Annotated in this window: 14 protein-coding genes; 7 read left to right on the forward strand and 7 right to left on the reverse strand. The window is 67.9% G+C overall.

The features are described from left to right. Positions 1–106: 106 nt before the first annotated feature. The 4 genes from gorA to CCR98_RS15025 all read right to left on the reverse strand — a co-directional run bounded on the left by gorA (position 107) and on the right by CCR98_RS15025 (position 4,542). Positions 107–1,465, reverse strand: coding sequence for a glutathione-disulfide reductase (gene gorA, locus CCR98_RS15010; RefSeq protein WP_087923231.1), 1,359 nt, complete (start codon positions 1,463–1,465; stop codon positions 107–109). Continuing rightward, positions 1,462–2,712 (reverse strand): FAD-dependent oxidoreductase, encoded by a 1,251-nt coding sequence (locus CCR98_RS15015; RefSeq protein ID WP_087923232.1) that lies wholly within the window; start codon positions 2,710–2,712, stop codon positions 1,462–1,464. Before CCR98_RS15015 ends, gorA begins: the two co-directional genes overlap by 4 nt. Positions 2,713–2,715: 3 nt before the next feature. Continuing rightward, positions 2,716–3,960, reverse strand: a complete 1,245-nt coding sequence (locus CCR98_RS15020) for a DUF418 domain-containing protein (RefSeq protein ID WP_087923233.1) — start codon at positions 3,958–3,960, stop codon at positions 2,716–2,718. 99 nt (positions 3,961–4,059) lie between these two features. Then, positions 4,060–4,542: a peptidylprolyl isomerase gene (locus CCR98_RS15025; protein WP_014647924.1), complete on the reverse strand. Its 483-nt coding sequence runs from the start codon at positions 4,540–4,542 to the stop codon at positions 4,060–4,062. 111 nt (positions 4,543–4,653) lie between these two features. Here CCR98_RS15025 and CCR98_RS15030 point away from each other — a divergent pair, with 111 nt between their 5' ends. Both CCR98_RS15030 and CCR98_RS15035 read left to right on the forward strand, forming a co-directional pair. Further along, a complete protein-coding gene (locus CCR98_RS15030) occupies positions 4,654–5,193 on the forward strand; it encodes a C40 family peptidase (RefSeq protein WP_087924208.1) in 540 nt (179 codons plus the stop codon). A gap of 197 nt (positions 5,194–5,390) precedes the next feature. Next, entirely contained in the window at positions 5,391–6,098 is a 708-nt protein-coding gene (locus CCR98_RS15035; RefSeq protein WP_223224737.1) for a C40 family peptidase, read from the forward strand. A 229-nt stretch (positions 6,099–6,327) separates the two neighbouring features. On the opposite strand, the gene CCR98_RS15040 is transcribed toward CCR98_RS15035, so the two are convergent. Beyond that, entirely contained in the window at positions 6,328–7,662 is a 1,335-nt protein-coding gene (locus CCR98_RS15040; RefSeq protein ID WP_087923234.1) for a dicarboxylate/amino acid:cation symporter, read from the reverse strand. 154 nt (positions 7,663–7,816) lie between these two features. On the opposite strand from CCR98_RS15040, the gene CCR98_RS15045 reads away from it, so the two are divergent. The 5 genes from CCR98_RS15045 (at position 7,817) to CCR98_RS15065 (ending at position 13,041) form a co-directional block, all read left to right on the forward strand. Next, the gene (locus CCR98_RS15045; protein ID WP_087923235.1) at positions 7,817–9,523 is read left to right on the forward strand and encodes an alkaline phosphatase; all 1,707 of its coding nucleotides are present in this window, start codon (positions 7,817–7,819) and stop codon (positions 9,521–9,523) included. Then, complete coding sequence (locus CCR98_RS15050) at positions 9,520–10,059, forward strand: WG repeat-containing protein (RefSeq protein ID WP_087923236.1); 540 nt, start codon at positions 9,520–9,522, stop codon at positions 10,057–10,059. Before CCR98_RS15045 ends, CCR98_RS15050 begins: the two co-directional genes overlap by 4 nt. A 530-nt stretch (positions 10,060–10,589) precedes the next feature. After that, complete coding sequence (gene tilS, locus CCR98_RS15055; RefSeq protein ID WP_198361024.1) at positions 10,590–11,876, forward strand: tRNA lysidine(34) synthetase TilS; 1,287 nt, start codon at positions 10,590–10,592, stop codon at positions 11,874–11,876. Positions 11,877–11,912: 36 nt separating this feature from the next. Next, on the forward strand, positions 11,913–12,173 hold the full coding sequence (locus CCR98_RS15060; protein WP_005410522.1) for an exodeoxyribonuclease VII small subunit: 261 nt from the start codon (positions 11,913–11,915) through the stop codon (positions 12,171–12,173). After that, positions 12,163–13,041 (forward strand): farnesyl diphosphate synthase, encoded by an 879-nt coding sequence (locus CCR98_RS15065; RefSeq protein ID WP_087923238.1) that lies wholly within the window; start codon positions 12,163–12,165, stop codon positions 13,039–13,041. Before CCR98_RS15060 ends, CCR98_RS15065 begins: the two co-directional genes overlap by 11 nt. Positions 13,042–13,128: 87 nt before the next feature. On the opposite strand, the gene CCR98_RS15070 is transcribed toward CCR98_RS15065, so the two are convergent. Both CCR98_RS15070 and pmbA read right to left on the reverse strand, forming a co-directional pair. Further along, positions 13,129–13,500, reverse strand: coding sequence for a DUF4870 domain-containing protein (locus tag CCR98_RS15070; RefSeq protein WP_014038018.1), 372 nt, complete (start codon positions 13,498–13,500; stop codon positions 13,129–13,131). 87 nt (positions 13,501–13,587) lie between these two features. Continuing rightward, positions 13,588–14,955: a metalloprotease PmbA gene (gene pmbA / locus CCR98_RS15075; RefSeq protein ID WP_087923239.1), complete on the reverse strand. Its 1,368-nt coding sequence runs from the start codon at positions 14,953–14,955 to the stop codon at positions 13,588–13,590. Positions 14,956–15,013 lie beyond the last annotated feature (58 nt).

Raw genomic sequence — 15,013 nt, forward strand, 5'->3', positions numbered from 1 at the left:
TTGTCGCATGAGGGCGCCCGGTGCCCCGTAGTGCCGAGCCTACGCTCGGCTTCGCCATGCCTGGGCAAAAGCAGCCGGGCATGGCTCGGCCCTGCAACGACCCGGCTCAGCGCATCAGCACCACTTCTTCGGCCGAGGTCGGGTGGATCGCCACGGTATCGTCGAACTGGGCCTTGGTCGCACCCATTTTCACCGCCACCGCGAAGCCCTGCAGGATCTCGTCGGCCGCTTCGCCCAGCAGGTGAATACCCACCACCCGTTCGTCTGGGCCAGCGCAGACCATCTTGAACAGGCTGCGCTGGGTGCCATTGGCCAGCGCCTGCAGCATCGGGCGGAAACGGCTGTGGTAGACGCTCACCTGGTCGAAACGTGCACGCGCTTCTTCCTCGCTCATGCCCACCGCGCCCAGCGGTGGGTGCGAGAACACCACACTGGCCACATTCTCGTAGTCCATCTTCGCCTGCGGGCGACCACCGAACAGGCGGTCCATCAGCCGCCGCGATGCGGCCACAGCCACCGGCGTCAACCCGACCTTGCCGGCGATGTCACCCACGGCGTGCACGCTCGGTACGCTCGTGGTCTGCCATTCGTCCACCTGCACCTGCTGGTGTTCGCCGATGCCGATGCCGAGCGCTTCCAGGCCCAGGTCACGACTGTTGCCGCGCCGGCCGGTGGCAAAGAACACCGCGTCGAACACGCTGTCGAGCGGGCCGTCATGGCCGAACGCACGGATGCGTTCGCCATCGCGCTGCAGTTCGCGCAGGCGATAGCCGAAATGGATGCGCACGCCCTGCTGCTTCAGGTTCTCGGCCAGCTGATCGGTCAGCTCGTAATCGAAGCGATCCAGCAGCCGCTGGCCGCGCACCAGCAGGCTCACCTTGCTACCCAGCGCCTGCAGCAACCCCGCCAGTTCCACCGCGATATAACCGCCACCGATGATCGCGACCTCGGCCGGTGCCGCACGCAGGTCGAAGAAATCATCGGAGACCAGGCCCAGTTCGGCACCGGGAATATCGGGCCGCAGCGGGTGCGCGCCGGTGGCGATCAGGATGTGCTCGGCGCTGTAGCGCACGCCATCGCTGCAGGCCACGGTATGCGCATCAAGCAGATGGCCGCGCGCCGGAATGCGCACCACGCCGGTTTCATCCAGGCGCTTGTGGTAACTGGTGTGGATGTTGCTGATGTAGGCCTGGCGATGGATCACCAGTTCCTTCCACGACAGCGCCGGGCGCGCTTCGACCTCGAAGCCCATCGCACTGGCCAGGCCGATGCGCTCATGCAGGTCGGCCGCCAGCCACATCGCCTTCTTCGGCACGCAGCCAACATTGACGCAGGTCCCGCCCAGCTCACCGGGCTCCAGCATCGCCACGCGCTTGCCGTGCTGCGCGGCGCGGATCGCACCGGCCAGGCCGGCGGAGCCGCCGCCAAGGACGATCAGGTCGTAATCATAGGATGCAGTGCTCATCGGAATCGCTCGGGTCGGTAAGGGGCAGGATCGATCGCTGGCGTGCGGCCGCAGACGAGATCGGCGATCAGCTGGCCGGTGCCGGCGCTCATGCTGATGCCGAGCATGCCATGCCCCGCTGCAAGCCAGACGTGAGGATGCGCGGGCGCGCGGCCGATCAACGGCACGTCGTCCACGCTCATGGGGCGCCACCCGCACCACTGCTCCTGCAGCTGCGCACCGCGCGGCGCGCGCAGGTAGTGGTCGGCGGCCTGCTGCAGGGCCTGCAGGCGGCGCGTGCGCAGCTGCGGGTCGGCGCCGGCGAACTCCATGGTGCCGCCCAGGCGCAGCGCGTCGCGCCAGGCAATCACGAACACGGAATGATCCTTCAGCACGACTGGACGCAGCGGCACCTGCGCCGGTCGCGACCAGGTCAGCGAATAGCCCTTGCCGGGCTGGATCGGCACGCGCAGGTCCAGTTGCCGTGCCCAGTCGCGCGACCACGGGCCGGTGGCCAGCACCAGCTCACGCGCCCGCACGGTCTGCTGGCCGGCCTGCACGCGTACGCCCTGCGCATCGTCACTGAATCCCTGCACGTTCACCTGTTCGTCGATCACCACGCCCTGCGCGCGCAGCACGCGCGCCAGTTCAACGGTGTAGCGGTCCGGACGCAGCTGCGCATCGCCGGGAAAGTGGATCGCACCCGCAAGGCGATCATGGAACGCCGGATTGCCGCGCGCAAAGTCGCCGCCATCGATGCAGGCCGTGACAATGCCCTGCGCGTTGAGTGCCTCGCACTCGGCCGCATGATGGTCGAAGTTGCGGGCGTCACCGAACACATAGTCCAGCCCGCGCGCAGCGAATTCGCAGTCCAGCGCATGCGTATGCACCCAGTCGGCCAGGCGCAGCCGTGAATCATTCAACAATGCGCCGCGTGCCCGCGTGGCGTGCAGCCAGTCGCGCGCATTGCAGCGCGCCCCGAACTGCAGCAACCAACGCCACAGCGTCGGATCCAGCCGCGTACGCACGTACAACGGCGCACGCGGATCGAGCATCCAGCGCAGCGCGCGCAACGGCACGCCGGGGGCCGCCAGCGGTGGCGCATGGCTGGGCGTGACGGTGCCGCAGTTGCCATGCGACGTCGCGCCGCCGACGCGCCCGCGATCGATCACCCGCACCTGCCGCCCCTGCGCACGCAGCGCGAGCGCGACAGCCAGTCCAATGGCACCGGCGCCGACCACGATCACATCCTCGTGTGCGCCCTGCATCGATCAGCCCCGCCCGGCCCCGCGCCGCATCGGTGGCCACTGCCGGTAGGTCATCGCACGCCATGCCCACTCGATCGGGCCGAAGCGGAAATGACGCAGCCACAGGTGCGAAATCACCACCTGCGCGGCAAACAGCAGCAGCGCGAACAGCAGCTGCACGCTGCGCGGCATCATCTCGAACCTGCCCAGGCCATAGTGGTAGAAGGTCCAGGTACACAGCAGGGACTGGCCAAGATAGTGGGTCAACGCCATGCGCCCCACCGGCGCCAGCCACGCCAGCCGCGCGCGCCAGTGCACGATCCACGCCAGGTAGCCCAGGCACATCGGCAGCCCGCCAACCGTGACCAGGGCCATCGCCGCCGTCACCGGCAGGTTGTACGCGCCGGGTGCCAGATAGGGTTTCCAGGCAACCCCCAGCAGCGTGACCAGCAGGCCCAACGGCAGTGCGATCCAGCGCAGCGACGCGTACAGCCGCGGGAAGCGCTCCGGCGTCGCCAGCGCACCACTGCCGGCGAACCAGCTGCCGATCAGGAACATGCCCAGCACTTCCGGGCCGGTGATCAGCAGCGCGCCCATCGAGGTGCCGAACTCGCTCAGGCGCTGCACATTGGCCTGCGCCCAGCTGCCCTGCCCGTACACCTGCCGCTGCAGGTCGATGCTCCGCTGCGCCTCGGCAAGCATGCCCCGCACCTCTTCGGCCGAAGCCATCGACACCATCGCGCCCACCAGCAGCATCATCGCGACACCGCCGAGGTAGACGGTCAGGCCCATCCACGGCAACCAGCTGCGTGGCGCCTCGCGGCAGGCCAGCAGCGGCAGCGAGATCAGCGCATACATCACCAGGATGTCGCCGGACCAGACCAGCAGTGCATGGCACAGGCCGATCAGCAGCAGGCCGGCGCTGCGGCGCAGGTAGAACGGGGTGAAGTCGCGCCCGGCCACCTCGGCGCGTTGCGCCATCACCGCAAAGCCGGCGCCGAACAGCAGCGAGAACAGGGTGAAGAACTTGCCCTGCACGAACACGTAGACGAAGGCGTCGGCCCAGTAATCGATGCCCCGCCAGTGCACGTCGATGCCGGTGAAGGCCAGATCCAGCGGGCCGCTGAAGGCCTCGATGTTCATCAGCAGGATGCCCAGCAACGCGGCGCCGCGCAGCACGTCCAGCACGGCGATGCGTTCGCCGGAAGCCACCGGCTGCAGGGAAGGAGAGGCGGCGTTCACGGGGGGTCCGTCGGGCAGGTCCGCCATTATGCCGCCGGCCCGTGCGCCATGGATGGCCGCGCCGTGTTCCACATACGCAACGGCCCGCCGAAGCGGGCCGTTGCTGCCATCACGATCGCGCTGCGATCAGTGCTGGTGGCCGCCGTCACCGTGGACGTGGCCGTGGTCCAGCTCTTCCTTGCCGGCTTCGCGCACGTCGACGATTTCGACGTCGAAGTGCAGGTCCTTGCCGGCCATCGGATGGTTCAGGTCAACGTCGACGACGCTCATGCCGACCTTCTGCACGGTCACCGCACGCGGGCCGAAGTTGGTCTGCAGCACGACCTGCTGGCCCGGAGCCAGCTTGGTGTTGCCGAAGTGCTTCTTCGGCACGCGCTGGGACAGGCCTTCACGACGCTCGCCGTAGGCATCGGCCGCCTTGACGTCGACGTTGAAGGTCGCGCCGGCTTCCTTGTCCATCATGGCGTTTTCCAGGCCCGGGATGATGTTGCCGTGACCGATCAGGATCGCCAGCGGCTCGCCGCGGTCCTTGGACGATTCGATCGGCTCCTGGCCGACTTCGGAAACGGTGTAGTGGAAGCGGACAACGCGGTCTTTTTCGATCTTCATGCGCAACTCTGTCTGGATCTGCCGGAGGCAGGCGGGTTGGGGCGGGTTGTCGCCCGACGGGGACGCCGCCATCATGACGGCCAATCCAAGGTGGCGCATTATCCGGAGATCATGCACATCACGCCAGTTTCGTCCGGCCTGCGCCGGTTCCTCGCCCCGGCCCTGCTGCTGGCCCTGCCCGTGCTGATGACCGCCTGCGGCGGCGGCAAGGCCACCCGCCCCGCGCCGCCCCCGCCGACCGCGAACTGGCCGAAGACCGTGCCGGACAATCCCGAGGCGGCCAACTCGGTGCTGATGCGTGCCATCAGCCTGGTCGGCACGCCCTACCGCTATGGCGGCAATACCCCGGATTCGGGCTTCGACTGCAGCGGCCTGGTCGCCTATGTCTACCGCGAGATGCTGGACCTGCGGCTGCCGCGCACCTCGCGCGACCTGGCGGCGGTACAGGGCCCGAAGATCGACCCGCAGCGCCTGGCCACCGGCGACCTGGTGTTCTTTGGCAGCCGCGGCAGCGTCACCCATGTCGGTATCTATGTAGGTGAAGGGCGTTTCGTGCATGCACCGAGCACCGGCGGCACCGTGCGCCTGGACTCACTCAGCGGCCCCTACTGGAAGGACCACTACACCGGCGCGAAACGTGTCCTTCGCTAAAATGAACAGGCGATATGTTCAAAACTGTGACGTCCATCACTACAGAACTAACGATTTACTAACGGAATTTTTAACTTATTGCCGCTTTTACAGGGCATGATGCCCCATCGTTTTTTTCCTGTGACCGACGCGTGACGACTGACGACCTGAAAAGCGAAGGCCAGACTTCCGTATCTTCACGTAGTGCCCGCCCGCTGTTGCTTGGCTTGGCACTGTGCCTGACCAGCCTCCCGGCTTGGTCGCAGACTGCTCCGAACCGCTCCGATGTGACCCCGGCCCCGGTGGCCGAGAGCACCGCCCGACCGGCCGCCAAGGCCGAGGCTGCCGCTCCGCAGCGCAGCCGCGTCGATGCCGCCGCCAGCGCCACGCTGGCCGCCCTGCTGCCGCACCTGGCCGCCAACGACACCATTCCGCTGATGGACCGCTCGGCCGTGGTGGCCGGCGACCTCAGCCGCCTGCTCGCCAACTACGACACCAGCAGCGCCGCCAATGGCAGCGTTGTCGGCACCGCCGCCGACAACGGCAAGGTGCAGTCGCTGCTGCGCCGCGCGATGACCCTGCTGGGCACCCCGTACCGTTGGGGGGGCAGCAACCCGGACAGCGGTTTCGACTGCAGCGGCCTGGTCGGCTACGTGTTCCGCTCGGCCCTGGGCATCGAGCTGCCGCGCGTCTCGCGCGAGATGGCCCACGATGACAACGCCGAACTGATCAACGACCGCACCGCACTGGCGGCCGGTGACCTGGTGTTCTTCGGTCGCAAGGGCCGTGTTGACCACGTCGGCATCTATGTCGGCGACGGCCGCTTCCTGCACGCGCCGAGCTCGGGCAAGGACGTCCGCGTGGACACCCTGCTCAGCGGCTACTGGGGCAACAAGTTCATGCAGGCCCGCCGGGTCGACCTCTGATCCGACCGGTTGGCGCTACCGCGCCGCCTGACACGAGAAAGCCGCTGCCCTGCAGCGGCTTTTTTGTTGGGCCCGTGCAATGGGTGGGTAGCTGCCGACCTTGGTCGGCACCGCCTTCATCCACGCATGGCGTGGATCTACCAGGCGCCCGCCTCGGCCGGCACCGCGTCGGCCATCTCCCAAACAAACGACCCGCCGGTCAGGGCGGGCCTTTCATCTCCACGCAACCTCAGCCGCGTGGCGGTGTCGGGTCAGGATCGTCCACGCCCACATTGCTGGACGGATTGTCATACACCGCCTGGTCGAGCAGCCCGGTTTCCTTGGCCACGATCACCGGCACCAGCATCTGGCCCGTCACATTCGTCATCGTGCGCATCATGTCCAGGATGCGGTCGATGGCATACAGGTAGCCGATGGTCTCCAGCGGCAGGTTGGCTGCGCTCAGCACCACCGTGGCCATGATCACCGCCGTACCCGGCACGCCGGCCGTACCGAAGCTGCCCAGCACCGACGCGATCAGCACCACCACGTACTGCTCCGGGGTCAGCGGCACACCGCTGTACTGCGCGATGAACACCGCGCACAGCGCCGGATAGATGGCGCCGCAGCCATCCATCTTGATGCTGGCGCCCAGCGGCACCGCGAACGAACCGTAGTCCTTGTTCACGCCCAGGTTGTGGGTGATCGAACGCAGCGCCACCGGCATCGCGGCGAAGCTGGACGAGCTGACGAAGGCAACCTGCATGCCCGGCGCCGCACCACGGAAGAACTTCAGCGGGTTCAGGCCGTGCGCCAGCAGCAGTGCGCTGTAGACCACCACGATGTGCAGGGCGCAGGCCACGTACAGCGCCAGCACGAAATGCCCCAGCGGCAACAGCTTCTCGAACCCGTAGCTGCCGACCAGGCCGGCGATCAGGCCGAAGGTACCGATCGGGGTGACTTCCAGCACGAAGCGGGTCACCTGGACCATGATGTCGCTCATCTGGCCGACCAGCTTGCGCGCCTCGGTCACCTTCTCGCCCAGCTTGACGATGGCAAAGCCCACCAGGCCGGCGAAGAAGATCACCGGCAGGATCGAGCCGCGACCGGCAGCCAGCACGGTCTCGCCGGCCGCATTGACCTTGGTGCCGATGCCGGACAGCGCGTAGAAGACATTGGCCGGCACCACGTCCAGCAGCACCTGCACCACGCTGGGCACTTCACGCGGCACGTAGTTGCTGGCCATGGTCAGCTGCAGGCCTCCGGCGCCAGGCTGCAGCACAGTACCCACGCCCAGGCCGACGCACACCGCCAATGCAGCGGTGATCACGAACCACAGGAAGGTGCGGCCACTGAGCGCGGCGACCGACTTCTGACCATGCAGCGACGAGATCGCGTTGATGACCGCGAAGAACACCAGCGGCACGGCAATCATCTTGATCAGGGTGACGTACAGTTCACCGAGCGGGCCGAACCACGTTTCCGCGGCCGGGCCGAGCGCCCAGCCGGCCAGCGCGCCGAGCACGAAGCCACCGACCACGCGCTGCCAGAATGGAATCCGCAGCCAGGCAGAGACCAGCTTCATAGGCAATCCAGAGGGGAAGGAAGGGATGCTGGCACGATAGCCCAAGGCGGCCCGCAGAACGACCGCCCGGCCGGCAAATCAGTGTGTCATCGGCGTGCCTTGCGGGGCCGGGCATAATGAACGTCCCGTTACAGTTTGTGAGATCCCAGCGTCCATGCGCCGTTCCGTCTCCCTGTTGGCCGCCTGCGCCACAACCCTGCTGCTGGGCGCCTGCGCCAGCACCCCCCCCGCGTCCGCCCCGGCCGGTCTGAAGGTCGCCGTCGATCCTGTCGCCCATCCGGCCGGCGAGACCCCGCAGTGGTGGTACCGCAGCGGCGCTGCCCAGGCCGCCGCCAACGGCGCGATGTCCGGCAAGGCCAAGAACGTAATCCTGTTTCTCGGCGACGGCATGAGCCTGACCACCGTGGCGGCCTCGCGCATCTACGAAGGCCAGCAGAAGGGCGGCTCGGGTGAAGAGAACCTGCTGTCGTGGGAGCGCTTCCCGGCCACGGCGTTCAGCAAGACCTACAACACCGATTCGCAGACCCCGGATTCGGCCGGCACCATGACCGCCATCACCACCGGCGTGAAGACCCACATGGGTGCGATCGGCGTCAGCGCCGGCAGCCGCACCGACTGCGCGGACAGCCTGTCCAAGGGCCTGCTGACCTGGCTGCAGCTGGCCGACAGCGCCGGCCTGGCCACCGGCGTGGTGTCCACCGCACGCCTGACCCATGCCACCCCGGCCGCCACCTACGCGCACTCGCCAGAGCGCAACTGGGAAAACGATACCGACCTGACTGAAGCCGCCAAGGCGGCCGGCTGCAAGGACATCGCCCAGCAGCTGCTGTCGACCTCGCGCTATGGCCGCGGCCCGCTGGTCGCCCTCGGCGGCGGTCGCGGTGAATTCACCACGGTGGAAGAACGCGACCCGGAGTACGACGACAAGGTCGGCCAGCGCCTGGATGGCCGCAGCCTGGTACAGGAATGGCAGCAGGCGCATCCACAGGGTGCCTACGTGTGGAACAGCAAGCAGCTGGCGGCCGCCGCCGATGCGCCGGCCATCCTCGGCCTGTTCGAACCGGACCACATGCGCTACGAATACGAGCGCCCGCAGGATCCGGGCGGTGAGCCGAGCCTGGCCGAATTGACGGCGGCAGCCATCAAGAATCTGTCCAAGCACCAGGAAGGCTACGTGCTGATGATCGAAGGCGCGCGCATCGACCACGCCAACCACAGCGGCAACGCCTACCGTGCCCTGACCGAGACCGTGGCGCTGTCCGATGCGGTGCGCGTGGCGAACGAGCTGACCTCGGCCGACGACACCCTGATCATCGTCACCGCCGACCACTCGCACACCCTGAACTTCGTCGGCTACCCGGCACGCGGCAACCCGATCCTGGGCAAGGTGAAGGACAAGGGCGGCGAAGATGGCGCCGGCAAGCTGGACTACGCGCTGGACGGCACCGGCCAGCCGTACACCACGCTGAGCTACGCCAATGGCCCGGGCCATACCGGCGCCAGCAACCAGCAGCCGGCCGGCGCCAAGCGCTATCCGCACAACCCGAGCAGCTTCGAGCCGGCCAACGGCCGCACGAACCTGCGTGAGGTCGACACCGAGCATCCCGACTACATGCAGGAAGCACTGGTGCCGATGAAGTCCGAATCGCATGGTGGCGAGGATGTCGGTATCTGGGCGCGTGGCCCGGGCAGCAAGGCGATCCGCGGCACGCTGGAACAGAACGCGATCTACCACATGATCGTGCAGGCCACCCCGGCCCTGCGCGAGCGCCTGTGCCAGGCCGGCACCTGCGATGACAAGGGCGTGCCAGTGCAGCTGCCGGCACCGACGGCCTTCGAACGCAAGGCCGAGGCCAAGTGATCGTGCGGCAGGCCCGGCTCGCCCGCGGCCGCGTTGCGCGGTCGCTGACCCTGCTCGGTGCGCTGGCCAGTTCCAGCGCGCTGGCGCAGGCACCGGCCTGCAAGCTGCTGACCGACGAACACGGATTGTGGCCGCTGCCCAACTGCGAGGTGGTCGATCACCGGCCGAAGATCAGCGCCGACACGCTGAAGGACCTGAACTACGACGACCACGGCCTGGCCGTGGTGTATGCCGACCAGGGCTTCCACTACGTCGACCGCAAGGGCCGCAGCCTGCCGGTACTGACCTGGGACAACGGTCCGGAAACGCCGCAGGAAGGCCTGCTGCGTGCCCGCGTCGGCAACCGCGTGGGCTACTTCGATTTGAAGTTCCGCCAGGTGGTGCCCGGCACCTTCGATTTCGGCTGGCCGTTCCAGGATGGCGTGGCGGAGGTCTGCAACGGCTGCCGTCGCGGCACGCCGGATGCCGACGGCCACACGCCGATGGAAGGCGGAGAGCGGTTCCGGATCGACCGCTCGGGCCGTCGGGTGAAGTAGGTTTTTCGGCATGGCTGCGCCCTGCACCTGCTACAAGCCAGAGCAACAGCAACAGCCAAAGCGGCTCTGGATTTCCGTTGGTTGGGCGGGGCAGTGTGGGTGGGCAGGACACGCCGTAAACCCGTCCATGGGGGCTCGATGGCGCCATCCATGGCGCCAACGGTCCTGCCCACCCACACCGCCCCACCCCCGACAGATTTCCGGTGACAGTTGGACCATCCACGCCATGCGTGGATGAAATCTGTCAGATATCGAATTGAATCCGGGGTCAGATCCGTTTTCCTGCGGAAAACGGATCTGACCCCAGGAGCATTTCCGACAGATCGCGAATATCTGTCGAAGGCGGGGTGGGTCCGGTTGCGGGAGTGTCCGCGGCATGGATGCCGCGGCCGAGCCCCCATGGATGGGTTTACGGCGTCTCCCGCAACCGGACCCACCCCGCCAACCCTCAGGAAACCAGCTTCTGCTGTTGCTGTTGCTTGTAGCGGGTGCAGGGCGCAGCCCTGCCGAGCAACCCTATACTTGCCGCCGTGACCGCCTTCCCTGCCCTCGTTCCGCTGGATGCGCCGCTGCTGGTGGGCTACAGCGGTGGTGTCGACTCCACCGTGTTGCTGCACTGGCTGTGGCGCTGCGCCCAGGCGTCCGGCACCGCGTTGCGTGCGGTGCACGTGCACCACGGCCTGCACCCCGATGCGGACGACTGGGTGCCGCACTGCCAACAACAATGCGCGGCACTGGGCATCGAACTGGCCGTGCATCGCGTGCAGGTCGACCACACATTGGGCCTGGGCCTTGAAGGCGCGGCACGGCAGGCGCGACGTGCCGCGTTCGCGGCTGAACTGCGCGACGGCGAAACACTGGCGCTGGCGCAGCACCTGGACGACCAGGCCGAGACCTTCCTGCTGCGTACCCTGCGCGGCTCCGGCGTCGATGGCCTTGCCGCGATGTCCGCAGACAGCCGCGTAGGCGAACACCGTTTGTGGCGGCCGCTGCTGGCGGTGCCGCGCACTGCGCTGCTCGATTACGCGCGCCAGAACGCGCTGCGCTGGATCGAAGACCCCAGCAACGCCGACGATCACGCCGATCGCAACTTCCTGCGCCTGCAGGTGCTGCCGTTGCTGCGCCAGCGCTGGCCGCACGCCGCTGCGGCACTGGCGGGCAGCGCGATGCACTGCGGGCAGACCCGCGAGCTGCTCGACGAGGAAGACGCCGAGCTGATCGCGCACCTGGAGGTGGCATCGCGTGTGCTGTCGCTGCAGCTGCTGCGGCATGTGTCACCGGGCCGCGCGGCGCGCGTGCTCCGTGCCTGGGTGATCGGCCATGGGGCCGCGCCACTGCCGGCCACGGTGCTGCGGCAGGCACTGGACGAGCTGCTGCCGGCCGGCAACGATCGCCAGGCGCGGGTACGCTGGCACGATCATGCCATCCAGCAATGGCGCGATCATGCCTATCTCCTGCCCGCGCAGCTGCCGACGCTTCCCCATGGTTGGCGGGCCGGATGGGATGGACGCGCGCCATTGGCGCTGCCCGATGGCGGTCAGCTGCGCCTGCAGGGCGCCGTGGCCTTCGAACGCCCGCTCCAGGTTCGTGCGCGTGTGGGCGGCGAACGCATCCTGCTGCCCGGTCGCCAGCATTCGCATGCGCTGAAGGACTGCCTGCAACGCGAACACCTTGCCCCCTGGCGACGCGCCCAGCTGCCGCTGGTCTTCGATGGACCTCAGCTGCTTGCCGCCGCCGACGTGGTCATCGCAGCTCCCCTGCAGGCCTGGTTGCAGGCCCATGACGCGCAGCTGCAGTGGCGTCCCGGCGGCTGGTGAATTGACCCCCGCGCGCAGCCCGTCCACACTTGCCGCATGGCCAAGAAGTCCCCCGAAAACGCCTCCCCGGTCGCCCAGTTCGAGCAGTCGCTCGAATCGCTGGAGCAGCTGGTGGAGCAGATGGAAACCGGCGAGCTGAGCCTGGAAGCGTCGCTCAGTGCTTACGAACGTGGCGTCGGTCTGTACCGCCAGTGCCAGCAGGCGCTGGAACAGGCAGAACTGCGTGTACGCCTGCTCAGCGATCCGGCGCAGCCGGAAGCATCCGAACCTTTCGATCCGCCCAGCCATGACGGCTGAGGTTCTGTTCGCGCGCTGGCGCGACCGTATCGAAAGCCAGCTCGACGCTGCCCTGCCCTCGCCTGCCGAAGCACCGCAGGGCCTGCACCAGGCCATGCGCTATTCCGTGCTGGGCGGCGGCAAGCGCATGCGTCCGCTGCTGGTGTATGCCAGTGGCCACCTGTTCGGCGCACAGCCTGAAAACCTGGATGCGGCGGCGATGGCTGTCGAGCTCATCCACGCCTATTCGCTGGTGCATGACGACCTGCCGGCGATGGACGATGACGCCCTGCGCCGCGGCAAGCCGACCACCCACATCGCCTTCGACGAGGCCACCGCGATCCTGGCCGGCGACGCCCTGCAGACCCGTGCCTTCGGCCTGCTGGCCGATGCGCCGCTGCCGGCCACGCTGCGCGTGGCCTGCCTGCAGACCCTGGCCCACGCGTCCGGTGCCTCCGGCATGTGCGGCGGCCAGGCGCTGGACATCGATGCCACCGGCCAGCAGCAGGCACTGGCGGCACTGACCCGCATGCATGCACTGAAGACCGGCGCGCTGATCCGTGCAGCGGTGCGCATGGGAGCGCTGTGCGGCCAGGCCCACGAACCGCAGCTGGCCCAGCTCGACAGTTTCGCCGACGCGCTCGGCCTGGCCTTCCAGGTCCGCGACGACATCCTCGATGTCGAAGCCAGTTCCGAACAGTTGGGCAAGACCGCCGGCAAGGACCTGGCGCAGGACAAGAGCACCTTCCCCGCGCTGCTCGGCATGGATGGTGCGAAGGCGCAGCTGCGCGAACTGGCGGCACGCATGCAGGCCACGTTGGCCGGCCATGGCGAAGAGGCCGATGCGCTGCGCGCGCTGGCAACGCTGGCGGTGGAACGCGATCATTGAATCCGCCCACCGGACAGGGCCCTGCCCTGCCACCCAACAAAAACGCCCGGCAATGCCGGGCGTTTTCATATCCGCATATAGCCGGCCTTACTTGACCAGGCGCAGCGCGAACGGGTAGCGGTAGGCTTCGCCGTTGTTGGCCTTGACTGCAGCAATGATGCAGAACACCAGGTTCAGGATGCCGACGATCGGGGCCAGGATGCCGCCGATGATCACGATGGTCAGCACGATGCAGATCAGCATCGCGATGGTGATGGTGATCTGGAAGTTCAGCGCTTCCTTGGCCTGGTCGGTCACGAAGGCCTTGCTGGCGTCGTCCTTGTTGATCAGCCAGATGATCAGCGGACCGATGAACCAGGTGAAGATGCCCAGCAGGTGCGCAGCCAGCGCCATGGTGCGCTGGTCGGCCGGGGCCTCGGTGGTGGCCGGCGGCGGCGGGACGTTATCGAATTCACTCACGACAAAACTCCTTTTCATTGGGTGGTCTTGACCCACCAGCACCAAGCTGGTTGCGTCAGGCGCGCATAGCTTACGCCATCAATGCCATCAATCATTACCGGCGATGGTCATCCGCCCCAGCAGGATCGAACCGGTCCGGATGTGCGAGCGCGGGTCGACGTCGCTGCCGACCGCCTCGATGGTGCTGAACATCTCGCGCAGATTGCCGGCGATGGTGACGCCGTCCACCGGGTACTGGATCTCGCCGTTCTCGACGCGGAAGCCGCCCGCGCCCCGCGAGTAATCGCCGGTCACCCCGTTCACGCCCTGCCCCATCAGCTCGGTCACCAGCAGGCCGTCGCCCATCTGCCGGGCGATCTCTTCCAGCGGGCCTGCATTGGCCGCCAGCTGCAGGTTATGCACGCCGCCGGCATTGGCGGTGGTCTGCAGGCCCAGCTTGCGCGCTGAATAACTGCCCAGCACGTAACGCTGCAGCACGCCGTCCCGGACCAGCGCCGAAGCACGGGTGGCCACGCCATCGCCGTCGAACGCGGCCGAGCGCAGGCCGCGGCGCAGGTGCGGCAGTTCGTCGATCTGCATCCATTCCGGGAACAGGCGCTGGCCGACGCTGTCCAGCAGGAAGCTGGCCTGGCGGTACAGGGCGCCGCCGGACACCGCCGACAGCAGGTGGCCGACCAGGCTGCGTGCCACTTCCGGGGCGAACAGCACCGGCATGCTGCCGGTGGCCAGCGAACGCGGCTGCAGGCGGGCCACGGTGCGCTCGGCGGCGCGACGGCCGACCAGGCCCACGTCTTCCAGGTCCTCCCGGGCCAACGCGCTGGTGTACCAGCCATCGCGCTGCATGCCATCGCCCTGGCCGGCAATCAGCGCACAGCCCACCGAATGATGGGTGCCACGCTCACGACCGAAGAAGCCATGCGAGTTGGCATACACCGACAGGCTCTGCATGCTCGACACCGATGCGCCGTCGGAATTGCGGATCTGCGCATCGGCCTCGCGGCCGGCCGCCTCGCAGGCCAGGGCCAGGTCCACCGCCTCGTCGGCCTGCAGCGCCCACGGGTGCCAACCGTCCAGCTCCGGGAAGTCGGTGGCCATCAGTGCGGCCTCGGCCAGGCCGGCGGCCGGGTCATCCTCGGTATGCCGGGCAATCGCGCAGGCCTGCTCGACCGTGGCGGCCAGGCTGGCCTCGTTCAGGTCACCGGTGCTGGCACTGCCCTTGCGCTGGCCGAAATAGACGGTCACGGCGATGCCGCGGTCACGGGTGGACTGCACGGTCTCGACCTCGCCGAGGCGGACATTGACCTCCAGGCCGCGGTCCTCGCTGCAGCTGACCTCGGCCTGGCTGGCGCCCAGCGCGCGGGCGCGGTCGAGCAGCTGCTGGGAGAGGTCGGCCAGCCGTTCCAGCCGGGCCGGGCTGTCGTCGCCGACGGCCACTTCAGGGGCGATCACGTTCAATGCTTTATCCTGTACGGGTTGGGCCCGGCATCACGCCGGGCGACTTTTTTTGAGATCA

It is taken from the genome of Stenotrophomonas sp. WZN-1 (assembly GCF_002192255.1).
In the GTDB taxonomy this organism is placed as follows: Bacteria; Pseudomonadota; Gammaproteobacteria; order Xanthomonadales; family Xanthomonadaceae; genus Stenotrophomonas.

Bases quoted from the DNA above. Each gene is read 5' to 3' on its own strand.
- CCR98_RS15045 (WP_087923235.1), top strand. From the start codon at position 7,817: ATGCGCCGTTCCGTCTCCCTGTTGGCCGCCTGCGCCACAACCCTGCTG.
- CCR98_RS15025 (WP_014647924.1), bottom strand. From the start codon at position 4,542: ATGAAGATCGAAAAAGACCGCGTTGTCCGCTTCCACTACACCGTTTCC.
- CCR98_RS15065 (WP_087923238.1), top strand. From the start codon at position 12,163: ATGACGGCTGAGGTTCTGTTCGCGCGCTGGCGCGACCGTATCGAAAGC.
- gorA (WP_087923231.1), bottom strand. From the start codon at position 1,465: ATGAGCACTGCATCCTATGATTACGACCTGATCGTCCTTGGCGGCGGC.
- CCR98_RS15040 (WP_087923234.1), bottom strand. From the start codon at position 7,662: ATGAAGCTGGTCTCTGCCTGGCTGCGGATTCCATTCTGGCAGCGCGTG.
- CCR98_RS15020 (WP_087923233.1), bottom strand. From the start codon at position 3,960: ATGGCGGACCTGCCCGACGGACCCCCCGTGAACGCCGCCTCTCCTTCC.
- CCR98_RS15060 (WP_005410522.1), top strand. From the start codon at position 11,913: ATGGCCAAGAAGTCCCCCGAAAACGCCTCCCCGGTCGCCCAGTTCGAG.
- CCR98_RS15030 (WP_087924208.1), top strand. From the start codon at position 4,654: ATGCACATCACGCCAGTTTCGTCCGGCCTGCGCCGGTTCCTCGCCCCG.
- CCR98_RS15015 (WP_087923232.1), bottom strand. From the start codon at position 2,712: ATGCAGGGCGCACACGAGGATGTGATCGTGGTCGGCGCCGGTGCCATT.